Below are 26,793 nucleotides of genomic sequence, written 5' to 3'. Positions count from 1 at the left end.
TCAATCATAAAGGAGTTTTTGAATGCCACAGACAATTGGTATAGAAGATGTTAATGAAGCGCAGGCCCTTTTAGGTAACCACGATGAACATATCAGTTACCTGGAAGAAGCTTTCAATGTGGAGATTCATACACGTGGCGGTCAGGTGACAGTCAGCGGAGATGAAGAAGACGTTGAAAAAGCTGAGGCTGTCATCGTTAACTTATTGAAGGTGATTCAAAAAGGGATGAACATCTCATTAAAAGATGTCCAGTCAGCTGCCCGGATGGCTGAGAAAGGGACAGTGCACTACTTGACAGATCTCTACGATGAAGAGATAACGAAGGATGCATTCGGCAAGTCTATTCGTGCCAAAACAATGGGGCAACGACTTTATGTGCATCAGATCAAGAAAAATGACCTGGTCTTCGGCATCGGGCCTGCGGGGACAGGGAAGACATTTCTCGCGGTTGTGATGGCGGCTAAAAGTCTGCGTGCAGGCAAGGTCAAGCGTATTGTACTGACACGGCCGGCCGTTGAAGCGGGTGAGTCACTGGGCTTTCTGCCGGGGGATTTGAAGGAGAAGGTGGATCCTTATCTCCGTCCTCTCTATGACGGTCTCCATCATGTTCTTGGAGCAGAGCAGACAGCACGCCTGATAGAGCGCGGTGTCATTGAAGTTGCGCCGCTTGCCTATATGCGTGGACGCACACTTGATGATGCCTTTATCATACTCGATGAAGCGCAGAACACGACCCATGCCCAGATGAAGATGTTCTTAACCCGTCTCGGCTTCGGCTCTAAAATGGTCATCACGGGCGATAAGACACAGATCGACCTGCCGAAGAATACGAAAAGCGGCCTGGTTGAAGCTGAAGCCCGCCTCAGCCATGTGCCGGGCATCGCAATCCAGGAATTTGAATCAGCAGATGTTGTCCGCCATCCACTGGTCGGAAAAATAATTAAAGCATATGAAGGTGATGAATAATGCTGACAGTTGAATTTATTGATGAACAACAGACGATTGAACCGGCGTTTCTGCCGGAAGTAGAAGCATTGCTGCAGTTTGCGGCAGAAGAAGAAGGCATCACAGAAGAAGCAGAAGTCGCTGTGTCGTTTGTGACCAGTGAGGAGATCCAGGAGATCAATCGTCAGTACCGCGATAAGGACAGCGTCACAGATGTGATCAGCTTCGCACTCGAAGAAGGTGAGGAGGATTTCGAAGACCCTTCAGAAATCAGAGTGCTAGGTGACATTATTATCTGTATTGAACGTGCCAAAGAACAGGCGCAGGACTACGGCCATTCTTTTGAGCGCGAACTCGGCTTTCTGTCACTGCATGGATTGCTGCACCTGCTGGGTTACGATCATATGACAGAAGAGGAAGAGAAAATCATGTTCGGGCGTCAGGACGCCATTTTAGCGGCTTACGGGCTGACGCGAGACCGATGATGAAACGCTTTATTTATCCGCTGCAGGGTCTGCGGACTCTGCTGAAGAAAGACCGCAATTTTATTCTGCATTTACTTGCTGCTCTGATTGTCATACTGGCGGGCCTTTTTTTCAGATTGACGACGCTAGAATGGCTGTTCATCATCATTGCCATCTTCACCGTGCTTGTTGCTGAGGTGCTGAATACATCAGTCGAATTTGTGGTGGACCTTGTGACGGAGGACTATCATGAGCTGGCGAAACACGCCAAAGATACCGCTGCATTCGCAGTCGTGCTGGCCAGCTTCATGAGTGCATTGATCGGTCTGATCATCTTTATCCCTTATATATTAATGCTGCTTGCAGCTTAAGGAGGAAATAACATGGAATTTAAACAGGAATGGTACGAAGAAGTAAGAAAAGCGCAGAAGAATGCTTACACCCCTTACTCAAAGTTTAATGTCGGCGCCTATCTGATTGCGAAAGATGGCACGGCATTTCACGGCTGTAATGTAGAAAATGCGGCATACGGCGAAGCTATCTGTGCAGAACGGACAGCCCTGGTCTCAGCAGTTGCGAAGGGCTACCGGCCAGGTGATTTTGCCGCTATCGTAGTGACGACCGATACGGATAAGCCTTCTTCTCCCTGCGGTGCCTGCCGCCAGGTAATCAATGAATTATGTGACGATGACATGCCGGTCTATCTGACTAATCATAACGGTGATGTCATTGAGAGAACAGTAGCAGACTTACTGCCGCTTGGTTTCTCAGGAAAGGATCTGAATTAATGACAGCTTTTAAATCGGGGTTTGTGGCGATTATCGGACGCCCCAATGTAGGAAAATCCACTTTTATGAACCGCGTGCTCGGGCAGAAGGTCGCGATCATGTCCGATAAGGCGCAGACCACACGCAACAAAGTTCAGGGTGTCCTGACGACAGATGACGCCCAGATTATTTTTATCGATACACCCGGCATTCATAAACCGAAGCACGTCCTCGGTGACTACATGATGAAAGTGGCAAAGAATACGCTGCGTGAAGTGGATGCGATTCTCTTTATGGTGAATGTTGAAGAAAGCATCGGCCGCGGTGATGAGTTTATCATCGAGATGCTGAAAAACAGTAAGACACCGGTCTTTCTGGTGCTGAATAAAATCGACCTGATTCATCCGGATGAGCTGATTACAGAGATAGAGAAATACAAAGACTTGCTGCCGTTCGCTGAGATCGTGCCGATTTCCGCCTTACAGGGCAACAATGTTGATACATTAGTTGAGGTAATCAGCGGTTACCTGCCGCCCGGCCCTATGTACTACCCTAAGGACCAGATTTCCGATCACCCGGAACATTTCATCGTCGCGGAACTGATCAGGGAGAAGGCCCTCCATCTGACCAGCCAGGAGATTCCCCATGCAATCGGCGTGAACGTTGAGAAGATGCTCCGGCAGGATGATGACAAGGTGCATGTCGAGGCGACCATCTATGTTGAACGCGACTCTCAAAAAGGCATCGTCATCGGCAAGCAGGGCAAGATGCTGAAGGAAATCGGCATCCGGGCCCGTCAGGATATCGAACGTCTGCTAGGTTCAAAAGTCTATCTTGAACTATGGGTAAAGGTTCAGAAAGACTGGCGCAATAAGCCGAACTTCATCAGACAGATCGGTTATCGTGAAGACGAGTATTAATGCTGAATAAAGTGAATGGCATCGTCTTAAGACGGGTTCCCTACGGTGATTCTCATTTAATTATTACTTTTCTTGCCGAACGTGGCCGTAAAATTGCAGTGATGGCAAGAAATGCACGCAAATCCAAGAAATGGGGTTCATCACTCGACCTGTTTTATGAGAACCTGTTTATTTTCTCGCAGTTCAAGGGGATGGGGACACTGACCTCTGTCGATACATTTAACAGTCATTATGCACTTAGAAATGACCTCTACTCATTGACCTATGCCCAGTATATTGCCGAGCTGATTGACCGGTCGCTTGATGAGGAGGAAGAGAACAGGTTCTGTTATACGCTGCTCAAGTTTGGACTGGATAAGATTTCTGAGGGACATGATCCGGCTGTCATCGCGCTCATTGTCAGTCTCAAAATGATGCGATTATATGGTTATCAGCCTAATTTCAATAGGAGTGAAATCGATCAGTCAACTGATGCGCAGGCTTTCACTGCTTATTCGTTTAAATATAACAGTGTTCTCACAGCGGGGCAGCTTGCACAGGATATTCACGCAATTCCCGTCTCAAGTCGAGCACTTTATGTATTGAACCTGTTCATCCATCTGCCGCTGGAGCAGTTCAGTCAGATCAATATCAACAAGGACACGATTAAAGAGATGGAGCGCCTGGTCTTCAAGATGTATGATGAGTATACAGGTGTCTACCTGAAATCACGTAAAATACTTGAACAGCTCTAAAAAGAACGTCAGACTTTTATAGTCTGACGTTCTTTTCGGTTAAAATTTAATTTTTTCACTTAAGAAGTGCTTCACTTCTGAGATCGGCATGCGAATCTGTTCCATTGTATCACGGTCGCGGACAGTGACTTGATGATCTTCCAGAGAATCGAAATCAAATGTAATACAGTAAGGTGTACCGATTTCATCCTGACGACGGTAGCGTTTCCCGATTGACTGACTTTCGTCAAAGTCGATGTTGAAATCTGCGCTCAGTTCCTCAAAAACTTTCAAAGCATCTTGAGACAGTTTTTTGCTGAGCGGCAGAATCGCTGCTTTATAAGGCGCAAGAGCTGGGTGGAAACGCATAACAGTACGCGTATCATCACCTTCCAGTTTTTCTTCAGTATAGGCATCGCATAGGAAAGCGAGCGTCACACGGTCCGCACCGAGAGAAGGTTCGATGACATACGGTAAATATTTTTCATTTGTCTCTGGGTCATGGTATGTGAAGTCGTCGCCTGAATGTTCCATATGTTTTCTCAGGTCGAAATCTGTACGGCTCGCAATACCCCATAATTCACCCCAGCCGAACGGGAATTTATATTCGATGTCTGTTGTCGCATTTGAATAGTGAGACAGCTCATCTTCATCGTGATCACGAAGCTTGGTGTTTTCTTCTTTGATGCCGAGTGTTTTCAGCCAGTTCGCTGCGAAATCTTTCCAGTAGTTCTGCCATTCGATTTCTGTTCCGGGTTTGCAGAAGAATTCAAGTTCCATCTGTTCAAATTCACGTGTACGGAAAGTGAAGTTACCGGGTGTGATCTCATTACGGAATGACTTACCGATCTGACCGATACCGAACGGCAGCTTTTTACGCATTGAACGCTGCACATTCTTATAGTTGACGAAGATACCTTGTGCGGTCTCAGGACGTAGGAAGATTTCGTTTGTTGAATTCTCAGTGACACCCTGGAATGTCTTGAACATCAGGTTGAACTGACGGATATCTGTCCAGTTCGCCGTCCCAGATTCTGCACATACGATACCTTTCTCATCGATGAACTGCTTCATCTCCTCAAAGCTCATACCGTCAGCGATAAAATGTTCATCACCTTGAGCATGCATGTAGTCTTCAATCAGTTTATCAGCACGATAACGGATTTTAGAGTCCTTATTATCAATCATCGGATCATTGAAGTTTGCAAGGTGGCCGCTTGCTTCCCATGTCTTAGGATTCATCAGAATAGCCGCATCCAGTCCGACGTTATAAGGCGACTGCTGGATAAACTTCTGCCACCATGCTTTTTTGACGTTGTTCTTCAGTTCAACGCCGAGTGGGCCGTAGTCCCAGGTGTTTGCAAGACCGCCGTAGATCTCACTCCCTGGAAATACAAAGCCGCGATGTTTTGCTAATGCTACGATTGTTTCCATGTTTGTCATAATAAATACCTCCTGTAATTTTAGCGGATAAAAAAAGTCCCAAGGCCAAGGCCTTGGGACGAGTATATTTTACCCGCGGTTCCACCCAAATTAGTGTTTCCACTCATCTTTACTATTCAACTCATCAGGCCAATTCAGTGTTAAGCTTGCACCATCCTTAACTCGCTTACAAAGAATATATCATGTTTTTTTATAGAGGACAATATTTATGTCGATTAATTGTTTTTAACGCATTTAAGTCGTATAATATATTTATCTAATTATGTCTTAATAGGGGTGCTGACTATCGAACTGAACACAAGGCAGAATAAAATACTGCAAATCGTTAAAAACAATGGCCCCATCACCGGTGAGAAGATAGCTGAACAGCTCAGTTTAACTCGTGCGACTTTAAGACCGGACCTCGCGATTCTGACCATGGCAGGTTACCTGGATGCAAGACCGCGCGTCGGTTATTTCTATACGGGTAAGTCCAGTACACAGCTGTTATCAGAATCCATCAAGAAATTTTATGTCAAAGACTTTCAATCACTGCCTTCCTTAATCAAGGAAGACGTTTCTGTTTATGAGGCCATCACCAAGATGTTTCTCGATGATGTCGGTACTTTATTTATTCTGAATGAAGCGAATGAACTGGTGGGCATCTGTTCAAGGAAAGACTTACTGAGAGCGACCATGGGCGGACAGGACGTCCATGCGACACCTGTCAATATTATCATGACGCGCATGCCGAATATCGCGGTGGTCTTTCCGGATGACCTCTTATTGTATGCAGCCAATCTGCTCATCGACCGGGAGATCGATTCGCTGCCTGTCGTCACGCAGAAAGGCTCGGCTTTTGAAGTGACGGGTCGCATTACGAAAACAACCATCACACGTGCCTTTGTCGCACTGATAGAAGATGAATAGGAGACACATTATGGATGAAATCAGATTGATCATTGCCTCAGACTCTGTCGGTGAAACAGCTGAACTTGTCACGAAAGCATGCACTTCGCAGTTCAATCAGTTTGGTAAGGCACTTGACACTGTCAGATTACCTTACATTGAAACACCTGAAAATGTTGATGAAGTGATCTCTATAGCCAAAGAACAGCAGTCCATTGTTATCTATACGCTCGTCATGCCGGCGATCCGCCAGTATATGAAGGAGCAGCTGGAAGCAAATCAATTAAAACACGTGGATATCATGGGACCGCTCATGACTATTCTGACGGAAGAACTGAATGAACAGCCGTTAAATGAGCCGGGCATGGTGCATAAGCTCGATGAGGATTACTTCAAGAAAATTGAAGCGATAGAATTCGCGGTTAAATATGATGACGGCCGCGATCCGAGAGGTCTGACAAAGGCGGACATCGTGCTGATCGGTGTATCGAGAACCTCGAAAACACCGCTTAGCCAGTACCTCGCGCATAAACGATATAAAGTGATGAACGTACCTCTTGTACCGGAAGTTGATCCACCGGAGCTGCTATTTAAGATCGATCCGGCTAAATGTATCGCACTTAAAATCGATCCCGAGAAACTGAATGCCATTCGTAAGGAAAGGCTGGTGCAGCTGGGCTTAAACGATGATGCCAGCTATGCACAGGATCAGCGTATACATGAAGAGCTCGCTTACTTCGAGAAAATCGTTTCAAGAATCGACTGTCCAGTGATTGACGTCTCAAACAAAGCGATAGAAGAAACCGCGAATGAAATCATTAAGATCGTCACAGCAAGAAGTAGTTCTAAGTAAGTAGGTGACCCATTGCAAATCAATCAGGAAATAATCAATGAAATCAGAGAGAAAAATGATATTCTCAGTCTGGTCAGCCAATATGTGAAACTTGAAAAAAGGGGACGAAACTATGTCGGTTTATGTCCCTTTCATGATGAAAAAACCCCGTCATTTTCAGTCTCACCTGAAAAACAGATCTGTCATTGCTTCGGTTGTAAAAAAGGAGGCAATGTTTTTCAGTTTTTAGAGCAGATTGAGAATATCTCATTTGTCGAGGCGGTCAGACGTCTCGGTGAAAATGTAGGTATAGAAGTAGCAGGTGAACAGAAGGTCGTTGTCGCGAATGACAACATGAAGATGATTGAGATGCATGAACTGCTGCGTGATTATTATCATTATGTGCTTAAAGCGATCAAAGAAGCAGAGCCCGCCCTCCAGTATCTTTATGACCGCGGCTTTACTGATGAACTGATCAATCAGGAGAAAATAGGCTACAGTCCCGATATCAGTCACTTTGCTAATGACTTTCTCGAAAAAAGAGGATATGATAAAGCACTCGCTTATGAAGCGGGCCTCTTGTCCCGAAACGAGGAGAATTTCACTTACTACGACAGATTCCGCGACAGAATCATGTTTCCCATCAACAATGCACAAGGCCACACGGTAGGTTTTTCCGGCAGGACTTACAAGGATCAGCAGCCGAAATATCTGAACAGTCCTGAGACCCCGATATTCCAGAAAAGACAGCTGCTCTATCATCTGGATGTTGCACGCAAATCTATCCGCAAGCAGGATGAGGTGCTGCTACTGGAAGGCTTCATGGATGTCATTAAGGTGAATCAGGCGGGTCTGACCAACGCCATCGCGACGATGGGTACGGCACTCAGCCGGGAGCATCAGCTGCAGCTGAAAAAGCTCGCGGATAATATTACGCTGATGTTTGACGGCGATCATGCAGGGGTCGAAGCGACCTTAAGCGTGGGTGAGTCCCTTCTGAGCGCCGGCAGTAATGTATATGTCGTACCGCTCCGTAAAGACATGGACCCCGATGAGATGATCAGGGAGATGGGACGGGAACGGTTTATCAATTATGTGGAACATAATAAGATCGCTTTTGTCAGCTTCAAAATGAGACAGATGACCCATGAAGTGGCTTCAAATGATCTGATTTATGAGCAGAAGCTCAATGAAGTGATGCAGAATATCGGCCTGATTAAATCTCCGACCTTGCGCAAAAAAATATTGCATGAAGCAAGCGAATTGTTTAAAGTGGACTTTGACAGTCTGAATTTTGAGGTTTCCAAATATATCCCAAAACGTGAACAAGGGGTAACCGGGCCTGTTCAGCAGGTGTCATACTCCAAGCAGGAGCGCGCTGAACGGACGGTGCTGAAGCATTTCTTCATGGACAAGATGTTATTTACGAAGATGCAGGATGCACTGACGGTCCATCACTTTAAAAAGCCTGCGCATCAGGCGATATATCAGGCGCTAACAGGGTATTATACTACGGAGGATGAATTTCATATCAGTCAGTTTCTTTCAGGGATAAATGCTGAAGCACATAGTGACGTTATCTCTATAGACGACATGATGATCAATGAACATCCTTCAATCGAGGAGATAAATGACTATATATATGTGATTCACGCGCAGCAGGAGGAACGTCGAACGCTTCAGGAACTGAAACAAGCATTGAAACAGGCTGTAGCGGAAGGCGATATAGACAACAGAAATCGTCTTATGCAGCAGATTATTATATTGAACCGACAGAAAAAGCAGTCGTGATATTAGGAGGCAACGTGTATGGCAGTTAAGAAAACCGTAGCAGATGTTGCTCTTTCATTAGAGCAGATTAAGGCACAGTTAATAGAGACGGGTAAAAAGAATGGTCAGCTCAGCCATGAGGAGATTGCAGATAAGCTGCAGAACTTCGACATGGATGCAGATATGATGGATGAGTTCTTTGATACCATCACTGAAAATGACATTACTTTAATCAATGAAAAAGATGCCCAGGATACAGATGAAAAACTCAACCTGAATGATTTATCAGCGCCGCCAGGGGTGAAAATCAATGATCCGGTCCGTATGTATTTAAAGGAGATCGGCCGTGTGAACCTGTTAAGTGCAACAGAAGAAATTGAACTCGCTAAAAGAATTGAACAAGGTGATGAAGAAGCGAAAGCACGGCTTGCTGAAGCGAACTTACGTCTTGTGGTCAGCATCGCTAAACGTTATGTCGGCCGTGGCATGCTGTTTCTTGACTTAATTCAGGAAGGTAATATGGGTCTCATCAAAGCGGTAGAGAAATTTGACTTCACCAAAGGATTCAAATTCTCCACTTATGCGACGTGGTGGATCCGTCAGGCGATCACGCGTGCCATTGCCGACCAGGCCCGTACCATTCGGATTCCTGTTCATATGGTGGAAACCATCAATAAACTCATCCGTGTACAGCGTCAGTTACTGCAGGATTTAGGTCGCGATCCTTCACCGGAAGAAATCGGTGAGGAAATGGATCTGCCACCTGAAAAAGTCAGAGAAATTCTGAAGATTGCCCAGGAACCTGTCTCACTGGAGACGCCTATCGGTGAAGAAGATGACTCTCATTTAGGTGACTTTATCGAAGACCAGGACGCTCAGAGTCCGGCAGATCACGCTGCCTATGAGCTGCTGAAAGAACAGCTGGAGGATGTGCTTGACACATTGACTGACCGTGAGGAGAACGTGCTGCGTCTACGCTTCGGTCTTGATGACGGACGCACGCGCACGCTTGAAGAAGTGGGGAAAGTCTTTGGCGTGACACGTGAACGTATCCGTCAGATTGAAGCGAAGGCACTGCGTAAACTTCGCCATCCATCAAGAAGTAAACGACTCAAAGACTTTATGGATTAAAATTGTGAAAAGACTTTGACAATGCGCATTTTTAATATAAAATAGATATGTATATGGTCACTATAAAGGGAGGTAAAATTTAATGAATCGTAATCCAGTTGTTCCATTCATTTTAATCCTACTTATGGGCGTAGGTTTAATTTTCTTCATGTCAGCTCAAGCAGCTAATCAAGAAAAAGAAAATGCTGAAGGTGGAGAAGGTGGCGCAAAAACTGAACAGAAGTTTGATGCAGCAGCTTTCGCTAAAGATAACTGTACTTCTTGTCACGGTCAGAACCTTGAAGGTGCAATGGGGCCAAAATTAGCAGGCAGCACCAAAAAACCTGAAGAAATGAAAAAAATCATTCGTGAAGGTAAAGGTGCAATGCCGGCTCATGATGAGTCAGTTATTGCTGATAAAGACCTTGATACACTCGTGAAGTACTTAAAAGAAGCAAAATAATAAAACTAAAAAAATCTTTTGCCGCGGCAAAAGATTTTTTTGTTAGGAGTATTCTATGATTGGGACAAGACTTATGAAAGTAGCAGACTATGTAACAGGGACGTCAGTGGCAGATATCGGTTCAGATCACGCCTATCTGCCCATCTATCTGGTAGAGCAGCAGAGAATAGAGCGGGCAGTAGCAGGTGAGGTGGTCGAAGGTCCGTTTCAGGCGGCGGTCCGCAATGTCCGGAGTGAAGGCCTCGCTGACAAGATTCAGGTGCGTCTGGGCTCAGGTCTGGAAGTCATCGACAGCGGTGAGGTCGATTGCATCACCATCTGTGGGATGGGCGGCCCTTTAATCAGTGATATTCTGCTGACCGGTCGTGCAAAGCTTGCCTCGAGACCCCGGCTGATTCTGCAGAGCAATATTCATTCAGAGGCGGTCAGACAGGCCTTGCAGACGCTTGGCTACAAGATTATCGCTGAAGATATCCTCAAGGAGAAAAAGCATATCTATGAGATCATTGTTGCTGAGGAGGGTGTGATGTCACTGACAGAAGCGGAAATGAAGTTCGGGCCCTTGCTGCTGCAGGAACAGTCAGAGACGTTCAACGAAAAATGGCAGAAGGAATACCGGCATCTCACTGCTATTCTTGAGACGATTAAAGAACTACCCGCACAGCATAAGAAAAAAGAGGAGATCGAAAGACAGCTGCAACTTTATCAGGAGGTGATCCATTTTGCAGATTAGAGAGCTTTTAGGAAAGATTGATGCTGAGATTCCTTTCAGTAAAGCAGAGAGCTGGGATAATGTCGGACTTTTAATCGGTGATATGTCGAGTGAAGTGACAGGTATCCTGACGACACTCGACTGTACACTCGAAGTCGTGCAGGAAGCAGTAGCGAAGCACTGTAACACCATCATCGCCCATCATCCGCTTATTTTCTCCGGCATCAAAAGAATTGAGAATAAAGGCTACGGCGCTGTGATCCATGCTCTGATTAAAAACGATATTCAGCTGATTGCCATGCATACGAATCTGGATGCATATGATAGAGGGGTCAGCGCCATGATTGCTGACAAAATCGGGCTGACAAAGCAGCAGATTCTGCTGCCGGCCGAGCGGGAGATGGCCAAGCTGCAGATCTTTGTGCCACATGAACATGCAGAGCCATTGAAACGAGCACTGGCAGAAGCTGGTGTCGGCCGGATCGGTGATTACAGCGACTGCTTCTTCCAGCTGGAAGGACAAGGCCAGTTCAGACCGAATGAATCAGCTTCGCCTTATATAGGCACGAGCAATCAGCTTGAAGTGGTGGATGAGATCAAGCTTGAATGTGTCTTCGAACCTCATCTGCAGCAGCAAGTGGAAGCGACCATTCATACTGCACATCCTTACGAGGAGCCAGCCTATGATATTTACCGCTTCAAGGTGACGGATCAGTTCGGTACAGGTATCCGCGGAGAGCTGGAGACTGGTATCAAGGCGGAGGAATGGCTGCTGCACGTTAAAGAGCAGCTCGGCATCCAGACGCTCAGAATCATCGGGGACAGCAGTAAAATGATTAGCACCGTCGGCATTATCAGCGGGGCAGGTGTCAGTTATATGAAAGAAGTGGCCGCGACGGGTGTTGATTTATTTCTGACAGGTGATATTAAATACCACGAGGCCCATGATTTATTGATGACAGGTCTTCTGACCGCCGATATCGAGCATTATTCTGAGCAGGTCATGATTGCAGGCCTAAAAGATTTGCTGCAGTCATTTGGCTGCACGCAGGTCGAGGCATCTGAACATGCTACTCATCCATTTAAGGCCATATAAAAAACATTCGTCATTTGACGAATGTTTTTTATAATGTCTGCACGGGTTTCGGATTCTTGATTTTAGGCAGAATCTTCTCAGTCGGTACTGCAGATGCAGCGGGCAGCGGAGCAGGTTCCGCCGGATTGTAGGCCGCGATGAAATCAATGACCTCTTTGACGATAGGCGTCGGTGTCGAGGCGCCGGCAGTCACAGCAACGGTTTGTTTGCCGCTGAGCCATTCTAATTTCAGCTCACTGATGTCAGAGATACGGTAGGCTTCTGTATGCGCGATTTCCTGGGAGACCTGAGCGAGGCGGTTCGAGTTATTGCTTTTCGGGTCACCGACAACGATCAGAATATCAGCCTGGTCAGCCTGATTCGCTACAGCTTCCTGACGCACCTGTGTTGCGAGACAGATTTCTTTATGAACTTCGATATGCGGAAATTTTTTCTGCAGTTCGACCATCAGATGGGACACATCCCATTGTGACATCGTCGTCTGATTCGTCACAATCAGTTTATGGTCTTTCAGTGCATCATCAAGCGCCATAATATCATTCGTATTCTCAACGAGATGGACAATATCAGGGGCGACGCCGACTGCACCTTCAGGTTCCGGGTGCCCCTTTTTACCGATATAGATGACATGGTAACCGTCCGCCTTTTTGCTGCGGATAAGCGCGTGTGTATTCTCTACATCCGGGCAGGTGGCATCGATGCAGACAAGCCCTTTTTCCTTTGCGCGTTTCTTGACTTCCGGTGAGACACCATGCGCGGTGAAGATGACCGTCCCCGAATCAATCTTCTCAAGAATTTCCAGTCTGTTCGGGCCGTCAAGCGTGATAATGCCATCACTTTCAAAAGCATCCGTGACGTGTTTGTTATGTACAATCATGCCGAGAATATATATAGGACGTGGCAGATTCTTGTCGAGCGACGCATTGCGGGCGATAACCATCGCATCGACAACGCCGTAACAGTAGCCACGAGGTGTAATTTTAACGATATCCATATGGATGACCTCCTTATGTCTTCAGTATAGCAATTTCAACCCGGCAATTAAACTATCTTTAACCGCTACTTTCCGCTATAATACTAAAGATGAAGAAATAAAGGAGGATAACAATGGCTAAACATCCATTTGAAAATTTTGAACTTTCATCTGAATTGATAGAAGCGGTGAAAGATCTTAATTTTGATCAGCCCACTGAAATCCAGAGACGTGTCATTCCGAAACTGATAAGAGGTATAAACTTAATCGGACAATCTCAGACTGGGACAGGAAAATCACATGCGTTCCTGCTGCCGTTGATCGACCGCATTGATCCGTCTGTACATGAGCCGCAGGTCATCATACTCGCGCCTACGCGTGAACTTGCGAAGCAGCTGTACGATGCAGCACAGCATCTGCTGAGCTTTAAGGCAGAAATCAAAGCAGGGCTTTATATCGGTGGCACGGATAAACAGAAAGACATCCAGAAATCTAAAATTGAACCTCAGCTGATCATCGGCACGCCGAACCGCATCAATGATATGGCAGAAGAGTATGCCCTGAAACTGCACCTTGCCAAGTCCATCGTTATTGACGAAGCGGATTTAATGATTGACCTTGGCTTCATGCCGATGGTTGACTCAATTGCCGCGCGTCTCGGGGAAGATGCACAGATCGCAGTCTTCTCAGCAACGATACCGAAAGCACTCCATCCTTTCCTGAACAAATATTTGACGCAGCCGGAATTCGTCGAGATTGACCCGATGGAGAAGACGAATAAAAATATTGAGTTTTTCCTTATTCCGACTAAATCAAACGATAAAAAAGAAAAACTTGTTGAAGTGATGTCGACCATCAATCCTTATCTCTGTATCATTTTTGCCAACAGCCGGGAACGTGCTGATGAAGTGCTGAATTATCTGGCAGAGCAAGGCATCAAGGCAGGTATTATTCACGGCGGATTAACGCCTCGGGAACGCGTCCAGCAGATGAAACGTATCAAACAGCTGGATTTCCAGTTTGTCGTGGCCTCAGACCTTGCTTCACGTGGGATTGATATTGAAGGGGTCAGCCATGTCATCAACTATGATATCTCGCAGGACATTGATTTCTTTACTCACCGCGTCGGACGAACAGGCCGTGGTAATTATAAAGGGACTGCGATTACACTCTATACACCTGAAGAAGAAGATCTCATCAATCAGATTGAGAAAAAAGGATTCACTTTCATCCATGCTGATACAAAATCAGGTGAACTGAAGGAAATCAAGGACCGCACACAGCGTTCCGGACGTAAGAAACAGGAAGACAATATCGAACAGAAGCTGAAACATAAAGTGAAAAGCAAAAAGAAGGTGAAGCCGGGTTATAAACGGAAATTCCGTTATGAGCTGGATCAGCTTAAACGTAATGAGAAGAAATCATTTGCAAAGCGACGTAATAAAGAAGCACGTAAGAAATAGGAGGATAGTCGATGCTTATAGGTTCACATGTGTCGATGAGTGGGAAGAAAATGCTGCTTGCGGCAGCGGAAGAAGCAGCGTCATACGGTGCCTCCACTTTTATGATCTATACAGGGGCACCGCAGAACACAAGAAGAAAACCGGTGGAGGACTTGAATATTGAGGCAGGTCTGACACATATGAAGGCAAATGGACTGTCCGACATCGTTGTCCACGCACCTTATATCATCAACATTGCCAACACCGTTAAACCTGAAGTCTTCGGACTGGGCGTTGAATTCCTGCAGAAGGAGATTGAACGGACAGAAGCGCTCGGTGCCAAGGATATCGTGCTGCATCCAGGGGCTCATGTCGGTGCGGGTGAAGAGGCCGGCATCCAGAAAATTATCGAAGGCCTGAACGAAGTGCTGACCAATCAGAATGATGTACGTATCGCACTTGAAACGATGGCGGGCAAAGGGTCTGAATGCGGCAAGACATTTGAGGAACTGGCCCAGATAATAGAAGGCGTCAATCATAATGAAAGATTATCGGTCTGCTTCGATACGTGTCACGTTCATGATGCAGGTTATGATATCGTGAATGACTTTGACGGTGTCTTAGCAGAGTTCGACCGTATCGTCGGGCTTGAGCGTATCAAGGTGGTTCATGTTAATGACAGTAAAAATGTCCGCGGGGCACGCAAAGACCGGCACGCGAACTTCGGTTTCGGTGAAATCGGTTTTGAAGCATTAGAACGTATCGTTAAACATGAAGCTTTCAGCAGCATCCCGAAGATTCTCGAGACCCCGTATGTCGGAGAAGATAAAAAAAATAAGAAGCCGCCTTATCGCTTTGAAATCGATATGATCAAGCGTGGTGACTTCGACCCGTCGTTACTCGAGAAGATAATGGCGCAATAAATTTTTACGCAAGGATGAGATTTCATCCTTGCGTTTTCATTACGATTTACATTAAGATAGATGGTACTGGAAAATAGAGAGGTGACCAATGGAACCTGTATTTGAAGTTAAACATGTGGATTATCGTTATCCGGACAAAAAAGCACTTCAGGATATCAATCTGAAAATTTACCCGGGAGATTTTCTGGCTATCGTCGGACCGAACGGGTCAGGTAAGTCGACACTGCTTAAGCTGATCCTTGGTATTCTGCAGCTCCAGACAGGTGAGATCCTTGTTAACGGAGAACCCTTGAACCAGCAGAAATCAGAGCGGATTGGCTATGTCTCGCAGAAAGCGAATTCTGGCAATACAGGATTTCCTGCGTCTGTGCGAGAAGTCATCTTAAGCGGCTTGATTCAGGAGAAGAAACTGTTCCAGCGCTTTAAGAAAGAAGACCGTGAGCGGGTCAACGATATGATGACGCGCTTAAATATCGGGCATCTGGCTGAAAAGAATATCTCACAATTATCGGGCGGTCAGCAGCAGCGCGTCTTTATAGCAAGAGCGCTGATATCGAACCCGAGCATCTTGATCCTGGATGAACCCACTGTCGGTATTGATGCCAAACATGTCGCAGATTTCTATCAGCTGCTGACGCGACTGAAGTCTGAAGGAATCACCATTCTGATGGTTACGCACGACATCGGTGTCGTGGCTGATACGGCAACCAATGTGGCCTGCTTAAACCAGCATCTGCATTTTCACGGTACAGTCCAGCAGTTTAAATCATTGGACGAAGTGGAAATCTCTAAGATATACGGCCACCCGATTCAGTTTGTTGACCATAGTCATGACAGGGAGTGTTGTTTATGATCGATGCACTTCTTCACTTTGATTTTATGCGCTATTCATTTCTCTGTGGTATGCTGATCGGTATTCTTGCGCCGCTGATCGGGACGTTTATCGTAGTCAGAAGGTTGTCTCTGATTGCGGATGCGCTCAGTCATGTCACGCTCGGCGGTATTTCGTTTGGTATGCTGGTCGCAAAGTGGCTTGCGCCTATCGCCATCAGTCCCATATGGTTCGGCATCCTGTTTTCAGTGACAGGCGCTCTGCTTATTGAAAGACTGCGAAGTGTTTATAAGCACTACCAGGAACTGTCGATTCCGATCATTATGTCACTGGGTATCGGTCTCAGCGTTGTCTTTATTTCACTTGCTGATGGCTTTAACCAGGACCTGTTCGGCTACTTATTCGGCAGTATCAGTGCAGTCACACTTGCTGATCTGTTGACAATCATTGCTATATTCATTATCGTCGTCTTATTTATCTTCCTGCTATATAAAGAGCTGTTTATGCTCTCGTTCGACGAGGAATATGCTCAGATTATCGGTGTTCCTAAATATCTGCATGTTCTTTTCATGCTGATGGTCGCCCTTGTTATTTCGGCCTCTATGCGCATCGTCGGCATTCTGCTGGTCAGCAGCCTGATCACATTGCCCGTTGCAAGCGCGATGAGATTTGCGAGAGGCTACAAGGAACTGATGCTATGGAGTGTCATTTTCGGAGAAGGCTCAGTGATTTTAGGCTTGATTTTTGCTTTTTACCTTAATATCTCACCAGGAGGCGTCATCGTTTTACTTCTCATCGTCATCCTGCTTTGTGCCATTCTTTATCAGAAAAAACGAGAACAAGGAGGAATGCTGGATGAAAACTGAAGAAGCTATCCATATATTAAAAGAGAAGGGTTATAAGTATACAGATAAAAGACGTGATATGATTACAATTTTTGCTGAGGCAGACAAATACATCACAGCTAAGCAGGTGCAGCTTGAGATGCATCGGACTTATCCGGGTATTTCATTTGATACTGTCTATCGTAACCTTCATCTTTTTGCGGAACTGGGCATTGTTGAAGCGACAGAATGGAATAATGAAAAGCAGTTCAGACTGTCATGTACAAAGCACCATCATCATCACTTTATCTGTGAATCCTGTGGCCAGACAAAAGTGATAGACTACTGTCCGATGGATACATTCAAATCAGAACTGCCAGGTGTTGAAATTAAAAGCCATAAGATTGAAGTCTACGGATTATGTGAAAAGTGCCATTAAAAAAGGAAGCTGTCATCTGACAGCTTCCTTTTTATAATGTCTTCAGTAAAGTTTTTGCTTCTTCCCAGGTGTAAACGCGGTGGACATTTGCTGGAAGTTCGCTCTGATTATAGGGGGTATCGAACAGAACGACAGGAATACCAAGTTCACGGTTGATAGCTATGGCATTGTCCAGCTTATCCTCGAAAAAGACATCGACCTGATGCTGTCTGGCCGCTTCAATTTTGTCGTGGCTGCCTGTCAGCTCGATATGATGAAAAGGGACGCCGTGTTTTTCAAACCAGTCAGATGTCACGCGGTCCAGATAACCATAACGAGCGCTGATGTAGAAAAGCTCATATTGTTCCGACCATTCCTTCAGAACGGGGAGGGCCCCCTCAGCGACAGGGGAATGAGTGTAAATCTCCTCCTGGTTAGCCATGAACCAGTCATACATCTCTTCAGCTGATTTATGAAGGACGACGCCTAAATCATAAGCTGTAATATCTTCATATTTGATATGGGAACCGAAGGAGCGCTGCAAGTAAGGCACGAGGGCGGTGGGGCAGGTGACTGTTCCATCTATATCAATACCTAGTCGTTTAATTTTTTGCAAGTTCTTCTTCCTGTTTCTTGAAATATTCCTCAGCAAGTTTATCAATCTCTTTCTTGAGTTCTTCCACCATTGTTTCTTCCGGTACTTTACGGACGGTCTTCCCTTTCATAAAGAGCAGGCCTTCTCCTCGTGCACCGGCAATGCCGATATCTGCTTCACGTGCTTCACCTGGACCGTTTACGGCGCAGCCAAGGACAGCGACTTTCAGAGGGGCTTTAATCGTTGAAATGTACTCTTCCACTTCGTTGGCGATGGAAATCAGATCGATTTCGATGCGGCCGCAAGTCGGGCAGGAAATCAAAGTCGCAGCATTGCTGGCAAGCCCGAATGACTTAAGCAGTTCTCTCGCCACTTTTACTTCTTCAACAGGATCCGCTGATAATGAGACACGTAATGTGTTACCGATCCCAAGACTCATAATAGCCCCAAGACCTGCAGCAGATTTTACTGTGCCGGCGAATAAGGTCCCGCTTTCAGTGATGCCGAGATGAAGTGGATAATCAAAAGCCTGAGCCGCCTTCGTATAAGCTTCAATGGCAAGGCTGACATCACTTGCTTTCATGGAGACGATGATATCATGGAAATCAAGATCCTCTAAAATCTTGATATGATGCAGCGCACTTTCAACCATCCCGTCAGCAGTCGGATAGCCGTATTTCTTCAGGATATGTTTCTCAAGGGAGCCGGCATTGACACCGATACGGATAGGAATCCCCTTCGCCTTACAGGCCTTGACGACTTCCTCCACCTTTTCCCGGCGGCCGATATTGCCGGGATTAATACGGATTTTATCAGCGCCTCCTTCAATCGCGAGAAGTGCAAGCTTATAGTCGAAATGAATATCAACGACCAGAGGGATATTGATTCTTTTTTTGATTTCAGCTATCGCTAACGCATCCTCTTCCTTCGGACAGGCGACACGTACAATCTGACAGCCTGCTTCTTCCAGCCGCTTGATTTCAGCGACAGTCGCTTCAACATCATGTGTCTTAGTCGTCGTCATACTCTGGATGACCAGTTCGTTGGAGCCTCCGATAGTGAGATTACCTACCTTGACCGGACGGGTTTTACTTCTATGTGTAATTTCAGACATAATGATGTCTCCTTTTAATTGGTTTGACGTGTTTTTTTAATCACGGGCAAGTGATAAATAGCCAGACACGTAAGTAAAATTATTATACACCAAGACAGCGGATAGGTTAAAGTATTCGGTACCAATAACCCTGTATATTGCATGAGAACGGCAGGCGTTAAAAGAAACGTAGTGATTTTAAGCCAGTTCATATACCGTGATTTTCTACGGAAGGCCACTGCAGCCATATGAGCAGCTAAGCTGACGGAGGCGAGCTTAATGAGGATGATAAAGAACTGAATCATCACCAGTGTGAACGCGATGAGGCCGAAATAAAAATAAATGGATGAAGAAAAAGTGGTCAAAGCATCCAGCATGGAAGCTCTATCTGTTATCGTGCTGAAATTGTGATAGGATATAGGGTCAATGCCTTTGATCATGATATGGTGCTTGCTGAATGTAAACTGATCGCTCGCAAGTCCCGCATCGTTTTCCGTAAAGGTCACAGTGCCGTAAGTTAAATGAATGACTTTTTCCTGGTGACTCGGCAGATGAAGTTGCGCGTTTTTGATCGTGAAGTCAGGAATATCTTCTGACTTGTCTGCGATGAGCTGGGACAGTGAAGTCATCGACTGTAAGAACTGACTCGCTGCAGGCGCAGCCAGCAGCGTGCTGAGTATCAACAGGTGCAGGAATATATATCTGAGGGGTGTTGTACGATATAAGGCATATTTGTTAGGTTTGAATAACCGTGCAAGTGCAAGCTGGTATTTCATTAGCATCTCCTCCATTTGAAAACTTACCATATAACGTGCAAATGCGCTATTGGTTTTCAGAAGCAAAGTAGTTGAGCCATAAATAAAAGCTTGCTATGATAAATATGTACTTAATACAGAGGAGGATGAATAATATGGCTTTTGAATTACCACAATTACCATATGCATATGATGCATTAGAACCACACATCGACAAAGAGACAATGGAGATTCACCATACGAAGCATCACAACACATACGTCACAAACTTAAACGCAGCAGTAGAAGGTACAGAATATGCTGATCAGTCAATCGAAGAGTTGAACAAAAACATCGACTCATTACCCGCTGACCTTAAGACAGCTGTCCAAAACAATGGGGGCGGACATTATAACCACTCCTTATTCTGGCAACTGTTATCAGCAGAAGGCGGCGAACCTAAAGGGGAAGTTTTAGAGGCAATCAACGCTAAGTTCGGTTCTTTCGAGAAATTCCAGGAAGAATTTGCGGCAGCAGCAACTAAACGTTTCGGTTCAGGCTGGGCGTGGCTTGTTGTCAATAATGGCGAACTGGAAATCACTTCTACACCAAACCAGGATAACCCATTAAAAGAAGGCAAAACACCTATCCTGGGCTTAGATGTTTGGGAACATGCCTACTACTTGAACTACCAGAACAAACGTCCGGACTACATCAAAGCTTTCTGGAATGTAGTCAACTGGGATAAAGTGAACGAATTATACAACGCAGCAAAATAATAATTAAAGGGGCTTCGGCCTCTTTTTTTTGTCTAATGATAGAAATCGCGTCTTATTTGTTTTAATATTAAAAGATAAAGTGAGAAGCGGGGATTTATTTTGAGAAGATTGAAAAAGGAATCAAATGAGCTCAGACAGAAGCGGATCACGCAGCGCCGCCTGAATGTGGTCTTTATCGCGGTAATGACACTGATGACACTGCTGATCCTCAGGCTGGGATATTTACAGATTGTCAAAAGTGAGGATTATAAAAAAGCAGTGGCGAGCAACGAAAACATCGTCATCAATGAATCTGTCCCGAGAGGTCGGATATATGACCGGAACGGCAAGCTTCTGGTCGACAATACAGCCAAAAAATCGATTACCTATACGCGCGGTAGGATGACCACCACTGGTGAGCTCCTGGATACAGCGAAGAAACTCTCCAGGGTTATCGACATGCCGACTGATAAACTGACGGAGATGGATAAGCAGACCTATTTTATTCAGACACATCCGGAACTAGTGAGAAAGTTGATGAAGAAAGAATCCGAACAGTTCCAGAACGAGATGATCACACAGGAACAATATGACAAGCTGTTATATCAAAAGATTGCGCCGCGTGTCCAACTGTCCCGTAAAGAGCTTGAAGTCGCAGCCATTTATCGGGAGATGTCTGCCGGTAGCCAGTTGACGCCGCAGACTATCAAAAACGACCATGTCACTGAAAAGGAATATGCGCTCGTATCACAGAACCTGGCGCAGTTACCGGGCGTGAATACGACGATGGACTGGGATCGTAAATATTTATATGGCAGTACCTTGAGAACGTTATTTGGTAAAGTAACTTCAAAGGAAGAAGGCCTGCCCAAAGATAATGTGGATTACTATCTGGCGCGAGGCTATGCGCGGAATGACCGGGTAGGGCAGAGTTATCTGGAATATGAATATGAAGATGTGCTTCGCGGCCGGAAGAAAAAAATGCGATATGTGACTGATAAGTCCGGCCAGATCACGAACTCAGAAATCATTGATCCAGGCTCCAGAGGAAATGATCTGGTACTTTCAATCGATATCGATCTTCAGCAGAAAATCGAGAAAATGATAGATAAGCATATTGCTATTCTGCGGTCTGAAGGTGCTAAGACGATGGATAAAGTTCTGGTCGTCGTCCAGGATCCGAATAATGGTGATGTTCTGGCCCTGGCTGGACGCCAAATAGAGCCGAACGGGAAAATCTCGGATTATCACTACGGCACCTTCACGTCACAGTATGCAGTAGGCTCTTCTGTTAAAGGGGCGACTCTACTGACAGGCTATCATCAGCATGCGATCAAGCTGAATGAAGAAATGGTTGATGAACCGATGTCCTTTGCCGGCGGGATGACTAAACGTTCATATTTCAACCAGGACGGTAAGGTGACAATCAACGATAAGGAAGCATTGATGCATTCATCAAACGTCTACATGTTTAAAACAGCGCTGAAAATCGCCGGCACGAACTATTCTCAAGGTATGACACTGCCAAAAGATATCTCAGCAGCGGGGCGGATCTTAAGAACAGGCATGAATCAATTTGGGCTCGGCGTTAAAACAGGAATTGACCTCCCGAATGAAGTGGTGGGACAATCAGGTAAGCTGACAGATAATGCCGGTAATTATCTGGATCTCGCTATCGGACAATATGATACCTACACACCCCTTCAGTTATCACAATACATTTCGACGATCGCCAATGACGGCAGCCGTATTGCGCCCCATGTCGTCAAGGAAATCAGGACGCCATCTAAAACACAGACGCTCGGACCTGTCAAAGAAGTGATCAACGGAAAGGTGCTTAATAAAATCAACAGTACACCCGCTGAAATCAAACAGGTCAAGTCTGGATTTAACATGGTCTTCAATCAAATAGAAGGAACAGGCTACAACAGTTTTCACGATACCATCGTCCAATCGGCCGGTAAAACAGGAACAGCGGAGGTCTTCCAGAACGGAGAGTCTCGGGTAAACGCTACTTACATTGGTTATGCGCCGATGGATAAACCCGAAATATCGTTTTCGATCATTTATTCCAATCAGCCGGTACCACCACCATGGTTACCAGGCGGAGATCTGGGTAAAGATATCATTAACAGCTACTTCTCGACGAAAAAGTAAACAATAAAAGTAAAGGTAACCCGGAAGGATTTCTGGGTTACCTTTTTTTATTTACATAATCTTTACATTAGATTCATCTTTAATTAATAAAGCTATTGTAGAGTTAAGTTGTAATAAAAAACAAAAAAATATTTTCTGTCTACATTTGGGAGGAAACTTAGAAATGAAAAAATGGCAATTAGTAGGTTCTACTACTGTATTAGGTACTGCATTATTTTTAGGAGCTTGTGGCGGTGCAGCTGAAAAGTCTCAGGACAGTGGCAGCAAAGATTCTAAATCAACTGAGTCAACTGAATCAGCTGATACAGCATCTAAAGATCTTAAAGGCGAAGTAAAAGGTGATGGTTCTACAACAGTAGCACCGATCGTTGAAAAGATTAATGAAGAATTTAATACAGAATATCCAGATGTAACAGTTTCTGTAGGTACTTCAGGTACTGGTGGCGGATTCGAGAAATTCATCGCTGGAGAAACAGATTTTTCTAACGCTTCTCGTGACATCAAAGACGAAGAGAAAAAAGCCTTAGCTGACAAAAAAATCGATTACACTGAGTTCAAAGTCGCTAACGACGGCTTAACGGTAGCAGTTAACAAAGAGAACGATTTCGTTGATTACCTGACTTTTGATGAACTGAAAAAAATCTACTCAGGTGAAGCTAAAACTTGGAAAGACGTTCGTGCTGATTTCCCGGCTGAAGAAATCAAAGCATTCTCTCCAGACCAATCTCACGGTACTTACGACTTCTTCAGTGAAGAAGTATTAGACAAAGCTGATGTCAATGCTGAGAAAAATGCGGACACAAACGTAATCGTCTCTTCAGTTAAAGATAACAAAAATGGTATCGGCTTCTTCGGTTACAACTTCTACCAAGAAAACAAAGACAGCTTAAAAGCGGTTAAGATCCAAGGTAAAGACGAAAAAGAACCAGTTGAAGCAACTGAAGAAACAGTTAAAGATGGTTCATACGCACTTAGCCGTCCATTATACATCTACGCTAAAAACGAATCACTGAAAAACAATGAAGCCTTTAAAGAATTCATGAAATTCACGCTTGAAAAAGCAGGTCAAGCATCTACTGATTCAGGTTATGTAGCTCTTGAAGATAAAGACTACGAAGCAGACCTTAAAAAATTAGACGAAGTCAAATAATCTAAACAACATTTTTTAGGGGCGAACCTCGTTCGCTCCTTTTTTAAAATTAAGGAGTAAAAAACTATGAGAGAAAAACTTTCAGTTCAACAGATGATTGAGCAGAACAAAGGTAAGGGATCAAAAGCATTCATAGAAAAGATCATTCCTTTTATTCTGCTGCTGATTGCATCTGTTTCAGTGTTAACAACAATTGGTATACTGATTACTCTGCTTACTGAGACCATTACGTTCTTTTCCCGAATTCCATTAACAGAATTCTTAACGGAAAAAGACTGGAATGCATTCGGTAGCGATCCGACATATGGTATCTGGGCCTTGATTCTAGGGACGCTTAAAGTAACCTTTATCGCTACTCTTTTTGCTGTGCCTGTCGGACTTGGTGCTGCACTCTACTTAAGTGAATACGCCAGCGATACAGCGAGAAGAATCATCAAACCGATTCTTGAGATTTTGGCAGGTATTCCTACAATTGTCTATGGTTTCTTTGCATTAACATTCGTGACCCCAATACTGCGTTCAATCTGGCCGGACTTAGGCAGCTTCAACTCAATCAGTCCGGGTCTTGTCATCGGGGTTATGATTATTCCGATGATTGCAAGTTTAAGTGAGGATGCGATGAGCGCTGTTCCGCAAGCGATTCGTGAAGGGGCTCTCGGTTTAGGCTCAACTAAACTGGAAGTCGCTCTTAAAGTCGTCTTCCCGGCGGCATTATCAGGTATTCTTGCATCGATCGTCTTATCTATATCACGTGCTATCGGTGAGACCATGATTGTATCGCTTGCAGCGGGTAGTTCTCCTGACTCATCATGGAGCTTGACAGGTTCGATTCAGACGATGACGGGTTTCATTGTGCAGGTAGCAACAGGTGACGCAACGTTCGGTACAGATATTTACTACAGTATTTATGCAGTCGGTTTTACTTTATTCCTTTTCACTCTTGTGATGAACTTTATTTCACAATGGGTAACGAACCGATTCAGAGAGGAGTATTAGGATGCAGTTAATTGATCAGCAGAAAGTAGACAGCAAACTCTCTGGAAGACTTTCCAAAAACAGAATCATCAAGTTCATCTTTCTTTTATGTACATTGATCGGTTTGGTTGTCCTGGCTATTTTATTATTTGATATCATCCGTAAGGGGGCAGGGTATTTAACGCCGGCATTCTTCCAGAACTTTTCTTCTTCAACACCTGCTAAAGCAGGGATTAAAGGTGCCTTGATCGGTACTTTATGGCTGATGATGACCATCGCCCCTATCTCCGTTATTTTAGGAGTCGGCACAGCGATTTATATGGAGGAATATTCAAAAGATAACTGGTTTACCCGTTTCATCCGCATCAATATCTCAAACCTTGCCGGTGTTCCTTCCGTCGTCTTTGGTCTGCTTGGTTTGACCTTATTCGTACGTGGTGCAGGAATTGAAAGCTTGTCACTCGGCAAATCAGTATTAGCAGCTGCACTGACAATGTCGTTAATGATTCTTCCAGTTATTATCGTCTCAAGTCAGGAAGCAATCAGAGCAGTACCAGGTGCGATTCGTGAAGCAAGTCTTGGCCTCGGAGGAACAAAATGGCAGACTATCACTAACGTTGTACTTCCTGCATCTATCCCGGGTATCCTGACAGGTACAATCCTGGCATTATCCCGTGCACTGGGAGAGACAGCACCTCTGGTAGTCATCGGTATCCCGACTATCTTCCTGAAAACACCTGACGGTATTATGGACCGTTTTCAGGCACTGCCGATGCAGATTTATACTTGGGCGAAATTGCCTAAAGCAGAATTCCAGAACTTATCATCTGCAGGGATTATTGTCCTGTTAATTATCTTAATCGCGATGAACTCGATCGCTATCTATATCCGTAATAAATATCAGAAAAAATACTAATCCTTTGAGAGGAGCGTTAATATGACGCAAGACACACTGAAAACAAATGAAAAGATCGTCGTGACTGCACCATCAGCTTCAACCGAGACAGCTGGTAATCAGTCATCAGCTCAACCGGCACAAAAGAACATCGTTTATCAAACAAATAACCTGGATTTATGGTACGGTGATCATCACGCACTTCAGAACATCAACTTAGATATTATGGAAAATGAAGTCACAGCTATCATCGGCCCGTCTGGTTGCGGGAAATCAACATACATTAAAACGCTTAATCGCATGATTGAACTGATTCCTAGCGTTAAGACTTCCGGTGAGATACTTTATCGTGGCGACAATATTTTCGACAAAAACTACAAAGTTGAAAAATTAAGAACACGTGTAGGTATGGTCTTCCAGAAACCTAACCCATTCCCGAAATCAATCTATGATAACATCACTTACGGCCCAAGAATTCACGGTATCACAGATAAGAAAATTCTGGATGAAATCGTAGAAAAATCATTGCGGGGCGCAGCGATCTGGGATGAGACAAAAGACCGTTTGAATCAAAATGCATACGGCTTATCAGGCGGACAGCAGCAACGTATCTGTATCGCACGCTGTTTAGCGATAGAGCCGGACGTCATCCTGATGGATGAACCGACTTCAGCGCTGGATCCGATCTCAACGCTGAAAGTAGAAGAACTGGTACAGGAAATCAAGGATCAGTATTCAATCATCATTGTGACCCATAACATGCAGCAAGCAGCTCGTATCTCTGACAAAACTGCCTTCTTCCTCAATGGTTATGTCAATGAGTTTGATACGACGGACAAAATATTCTCTAATCCTGCTGATGAACAGACAGAACGCTATATTTCAGGGAGATTCGGTTGA

At 45.0% G+C, this 26,793-nt stretch carries 29 protein-coding genes; 24 read left to right on the top strand and 5 right to left on the bottom strand.

The window, feature by feature from the left end; genetic code table 11:
• Positions 1-22 precede the first annotated feature (22 nt).
• The 6 genes from ERX55_RS01310 to recO are packed head-to-tail and all read left to right on the top strand — an operon-like array spanning position 23 to position 3,831.
• A complete protein-coding gene (locus ERX55_RS01310) occupies positions 23-967 on the top strand; it encodes a PhoH family protein (RefSeq protein ID WP_133450775.1) in 945 nt (314 codons plus the stop codon).
• Entirely contained in the window at positions 967-1,431 is a 465-nt protein-coding gene (ybeY, locus tag ERX55_RS01305) for an rRNA maturation RNase YbeY (protein WP_133450774.1), read from the top strand. Before ERX55_RS01310 ends, ybeY begins: the two co-directional genes overlap by 1 nt.
• Positions 1,431-1,781: a diacylglycerol kinase family protein gene (locus tag ERX55_RS01300; protein ID WP_133450773.1), complete on the top strand. Its 351-nt coding sequence runs from the start codon at positions 1,431-1,433 to the stop codon at positions 1,779-1,781. The genes ybeY and ERX55_RS01300 overlap by 1 nt, the downstream gene beginning before the upstream one ends.
• Positions 1,782-1,793: 12 nt before the next feature.
• Complete coding sequence (gene cdd / locus ERX55_RS01295) at positions 1,794-2,198, top strand: cytidine deaminase (protein WP_133450772.1); 405 nt, start codon at positions 1,794-1,796, stop codon at positions 2,196-2,198.
• Complete coding sequence (era, locus tag ERX55_RS01290) at positions 2,198-3,097, top strand: GTPase Era (protein ID WP_133450771.1); 900 nt, start codon at positions 2,198-2,200, stop codon at positions 3,095-3,097. Before cdd ends, era begins: the two co-directional genes overlap by 1 nt.
• Positions 3,097-3,831 carry a DNA repair protein RecO gene (gene recO, locus ERX55_RS01285; RefSeq protein ID WP_133450770.1) on the top strand — a complete coding sequence of 245 codons (735 nt, stop codon included), beginning with the start codon at positions 3,097-3,099 and terminating at the stop codon, positions 3,829-3,831. The genes era and recO overlap by 1 nt, the downstream gene beginning before the upstream one ends.
• Before the next feature lie 39 nt (positions 3,832-3,870).
• Here the strand turns inward: recO and ERX55_RS01280 are convergent, their stop codons facing one another.
• Positions 3,871-5,256 (bottom strand): glycine--tRNA ligase, encoded by a 1,386-nt coding sequence (locus tag ERX55_RS01280; protein ID WP_133450769.1) that lies wholly within the window; start codon positions 5,254-5,256, stop codon positions 3,871-3,873.
• 273 nt (positions 5,257-5,529) lie between these two features.
• Here ERX55_RS01280 and ccpN point away from each other — a divergent pair, with 273 nt between their 5' ends.
• The 7 genes from ccpN to ERX55_RS01245 all read left to right on the top strand — a co-directional run bounded on the left by ccpN (position 5,530) and on the right by ERX55_RS01245 (position 12,124).
• Positions 5,530-6,162 carry a transcriptional regulator CcpN gene (gene ccpN / locus ERX55_RS01275; RefSeq protein ID WP_133450768.1) on the top strand — a complete coding sequence of 211 codons (633 nt, stop codon included), beginning with the start codon at positions 5,530-5,532 and terminating at the stop codon, positions 6,160-6,162.
• Between the two features lie 10 nt (positions 6,163-6,172).
• Positions 6,173-6,994, top strand: coding sequence for a pyruvate, water dikinase regulatory protein (locus ERX55_RS01270; RefSeq protein WP_133450767.1), 822 nt, complete (start codon positions 6,173-6,175; stop codon positions 6,992-6,994).
• 12 nt (positions 6,995-7,006) lie between these two features.
• Positions 7,007-8,764, top strand: coding sequence for a DNA primase (gene dnaG / locus ERX55_RS01265; protein ID WP_133450766.1), 1,758 nt, complete (start codon positions 7,007-7,009; stop codon positions 8,762-8,764).
• An 18-nt stretch (positions 8,765-8,782) separates the two neighbouring features.
• Positions 8,783-9,874 carry an RNA polymerase sigma factor RpoD gene (gene rpoD, locus ERX55_RS01260; RefSeq protein ID WP_133450765.1) on the top strand — a complete coding sequence of 364 codons (1,092 nt, stop codon included), beginning with the start codon at positions 8,783-8,785 and terminating at the stop codon, positions 9,872-9,874.
• Between the two features lie 82 nt (positions 9,875-9,956).
• A complete protein-coding gene (locus tag ERX55_RS01255; RefSeq protein WP_133450764.1) occupies positions 9,957-10,316 on the top strand; it encodes a c-type cytochrome in 360 nt (119 codons plus the stop codon).
• Between the two features lie 55 nt (positions 10,317-10,371).
• Positions 10,372-11,049, top strand: a complete 678-nt coding sequence (locus ERX55_RS01250; protein ID WP_133450763.1) for a tRNA (adenine(22)-N(1))-methyltransferase — start codon at positions 10,372-10,374, stop codon at positions 11,047-11,049.
• Entirely contained in the window at positions 11,039-12,124 is a 1,086-nt protein-coding gene (locus tag ERX55_RS01245) for a Nif3-like dinuclear metal center hexameric protein (protein ID WP_165983673.1), read from the top strand. The genes ERX55_RS01250 and ERX55_RS01245 overlap by 11 nt, the downstream gene beginning before the upstream one ends.
• A 28-nt stretch (positions 12,125-12,152) precedes the next feature.
• Here the strand turns inward: ERX55_RS01245 and ERX55_RS01240 are convergent, their stop codons facing one another.
• Entirely contained in the window at positions 12,153-13,118 is a 966-nt protein-coding gene (locus ERX55_RS01240; RefSeq protein ID WP_133450761.1) for a 4-hydroxy-3-methylbut-2-enyl diphosphate reductase, read from the bottom strand.
• A 113-nt stretch (positions 13,119-13,231) separates the two neighbouring features.
• On the opposite strand from ERX55_RS01240, the gene ERX55_RS01235 reads away from it, so the two are divergent.
• From ERX55_RS01235 to ERX55_RS01215, 5 genes are all read left to right on the top strand, one after another.
• A complete protein-coding gene (locus tag ERX55_RS01235) occupies positions 13,232-14,560 on the top strand; it encodes a DEAD/DEAH box helicase (RefSeq protein WP_133450760.1) in 1,329 nt (442 codons plus the stop codon).
• 11 nt (positions 14,561-14,571) lie between these two features.
• Positions 14,572-15,462: a deoxyribonuclease IV gene (locus tag ERX55_RS01230; RefSeq protein WP_133450759.1), complete on the top strand. Its 891-nt coding sequence runs from the start codon at positions 14,572-14,574 to the stop codon at positions 15,460-15,462.
• Positions 15,463-15,550: 88 nt separating this feature from the next.
• Positions 15,551-16,315: a metal ABC transporter ATP-binding protein gene (locus ERX55_RS01225; protein ID WP_133450758.1), complete on the top strand. Its 765-nt coding sequence runs from the start codon at positions 15,551-15,553 to the stop codon at positions 16,313-16,315.
• The gene (locus ERX55_RS01220; RefSeq protein WP_133450757.1) at positions 16,312-17,160 is read left to right on the top strand and encodes a metal ABC transporter permease; all 849 of its coding nucleotides are present in this window, start codon (positions 16,312-16,314) and stop codon (positions 17,158-17,160) included. Before ERX55_RS01225 ends, ERX55_RS01220 begins: the two co-directional genes overlap by 4 nt.
• On the top strand, positions 17,150-17,557 hold the full coding sequence (locus ERX55_RS01215) for a Fur family transcriptional regulator (RefSeq protein WP_133450756.1): 408 nt from the start codon (positions 17,150-17,152) through the stop codon (positions 17,555-17,557). Before ERX55_RS01220 ends, ERX55_RS01215 begins: the two co-directional genes overlap by 11 nt.
• Positions 17,558-17,588: 31 nt before the next feature.
• Here ERX55_RS01215 and ERX55_RS01210 read toward each other — a convergent pair whose 3' ends face one another.
• The 3 genes from ERX55_RS01210 to ERX55_RS01200 are packed head-to-tail and all read right to left on the bottom strand — an operon-like array spanning position 17,589 to position 20,000.
• On the bottom strand, positions 17,589-18,152 hold the full coding sequence (locus tag ERX55_RS01210; RefSeq protein ID WP_133450755.1) for a 5' nucleotidase, NT5C type: 564 nt from the start codon (positions 18,150-18,152) through the stop codon (positions 17,589-17,591).
• Positions 18,139-19,236 (bottom strand): flavodoxin-dependent (E)-4-hydroxy-3-methylbut-2-enyl-diphosphate synthase, encoded by a 1,098-nt coding sequence (gene ispG / locus ERX55_RS01205; protein ID WP_208001497.1) that lies wholly within the window; start codon positions 19,234-19,236, stop codon positions 18,139-18,141. Before ispG ends, ERX55_RS01210 begins: the two co-directional genes overlap by 14 nt.
• A 23-nt stretch (positions 19,237-19,259) precedes the next feature.
• Positions 19,260-20,000, bottom strand: a complete 741-nt coding sequence (locus ERX55_RS01200; RefSeq protein WP_165983672.1) for a DUF1189 family protein — start codon at positions 19,998-20,000, stop codon at positions 19,260-19,262.
• A 134-nt stretch (positions 20,001-20,134) separates the two neighbouring features.
• Between ERX55_RS01200 and ERX55_RS01195 the strand changes: the two genes are divergently transcribed.
• From ERX55_RS01195 to pstB, 6 genes are all read left to right on the top strand, one after another.
• Positions 20,135-20,737: a superoxide dismutase gene (locus tag ERX55_RS01195; RefSeq protein ID WP_133450752.1), complete on the top strand. Its 603-nt coding sequence runs from the start codon at positions 20,135-20,137 to the stop codon at positions 20,735-20,737.
• Positions 20,738-20,833: 96 nt separating this feature from the next.
• Positions 20,834-22,873, top strand: coding sequence for a peptidoglycan D,D-transpeptidase FtsI family protein (locus ERX55_RS01190; RefSeq protein WP_133450751.1), 2,040 nt, complete (start codon positions 20,834-20,836; stop codon positions 22,871-22,873).
• Positions 22,874-23,036: 163 nt separating this feature from the next.
• Positions 23,037-24,023 carry a phosphate ABC transporter substrate-binding protein PstS family protein gene (locus ERX55_RS01185; protein WP_133450750.1) on the top strand — a complete coding sequence of 329 codons (987 nt, stop codon included), beginning with the start codon at positions 23,037-23,039 and terminating at the stop codon, positions 24,021-24,023.
• 66 nt (positions 24,024-24,089) lie between these two features.
• Positions 24,090-25,019 (top strand): phosphate ABC transporter permease subunit PstC, encoded by a 930-nt coding sequence (pstC, locus tag ERX55_RS01180; protein WP_133450749.1) that lies wholly within the window; start codon positions 24,090-24,092, stop codon positions 25,017-25,019.
• Between the two features lies 1 nt (position 25,020).
• Entirely contained in the window at positions 25,021-25,914 is an 894-nt protein-coding gene (gene pstA / locus ERX55_RS01175) for a phosphate ABC transporter permease PstA (protein WP_133450748.1), read from the top strand.
• Positions 25,915-25,935: 21 nt separating this feature from the next.
• Positions 25,936-26,793 (top strand): phosphate ABC transporter ATP-binding protein PstB, encoded by an 858-nt coding sequence (gene pstB / locus ERX55_RS01170; RefSeq protein WP_243721421.1) that lies wholly within the window; start codon positions 25,936-25,938, stop codon positions 26,791-26,793.

It is taken from the genome of Macrococcus bovicus, assembly GCF_004359575.1.
Lineage (GTDB): Bacteria > Bacillota > Bacilli > Staphylococcales > Staphylococcaceae > Macrococcus > Macrococcus bovicus.
This window is presented reverse-complemented; position numbering and strand designations above follow the sequence as displayed.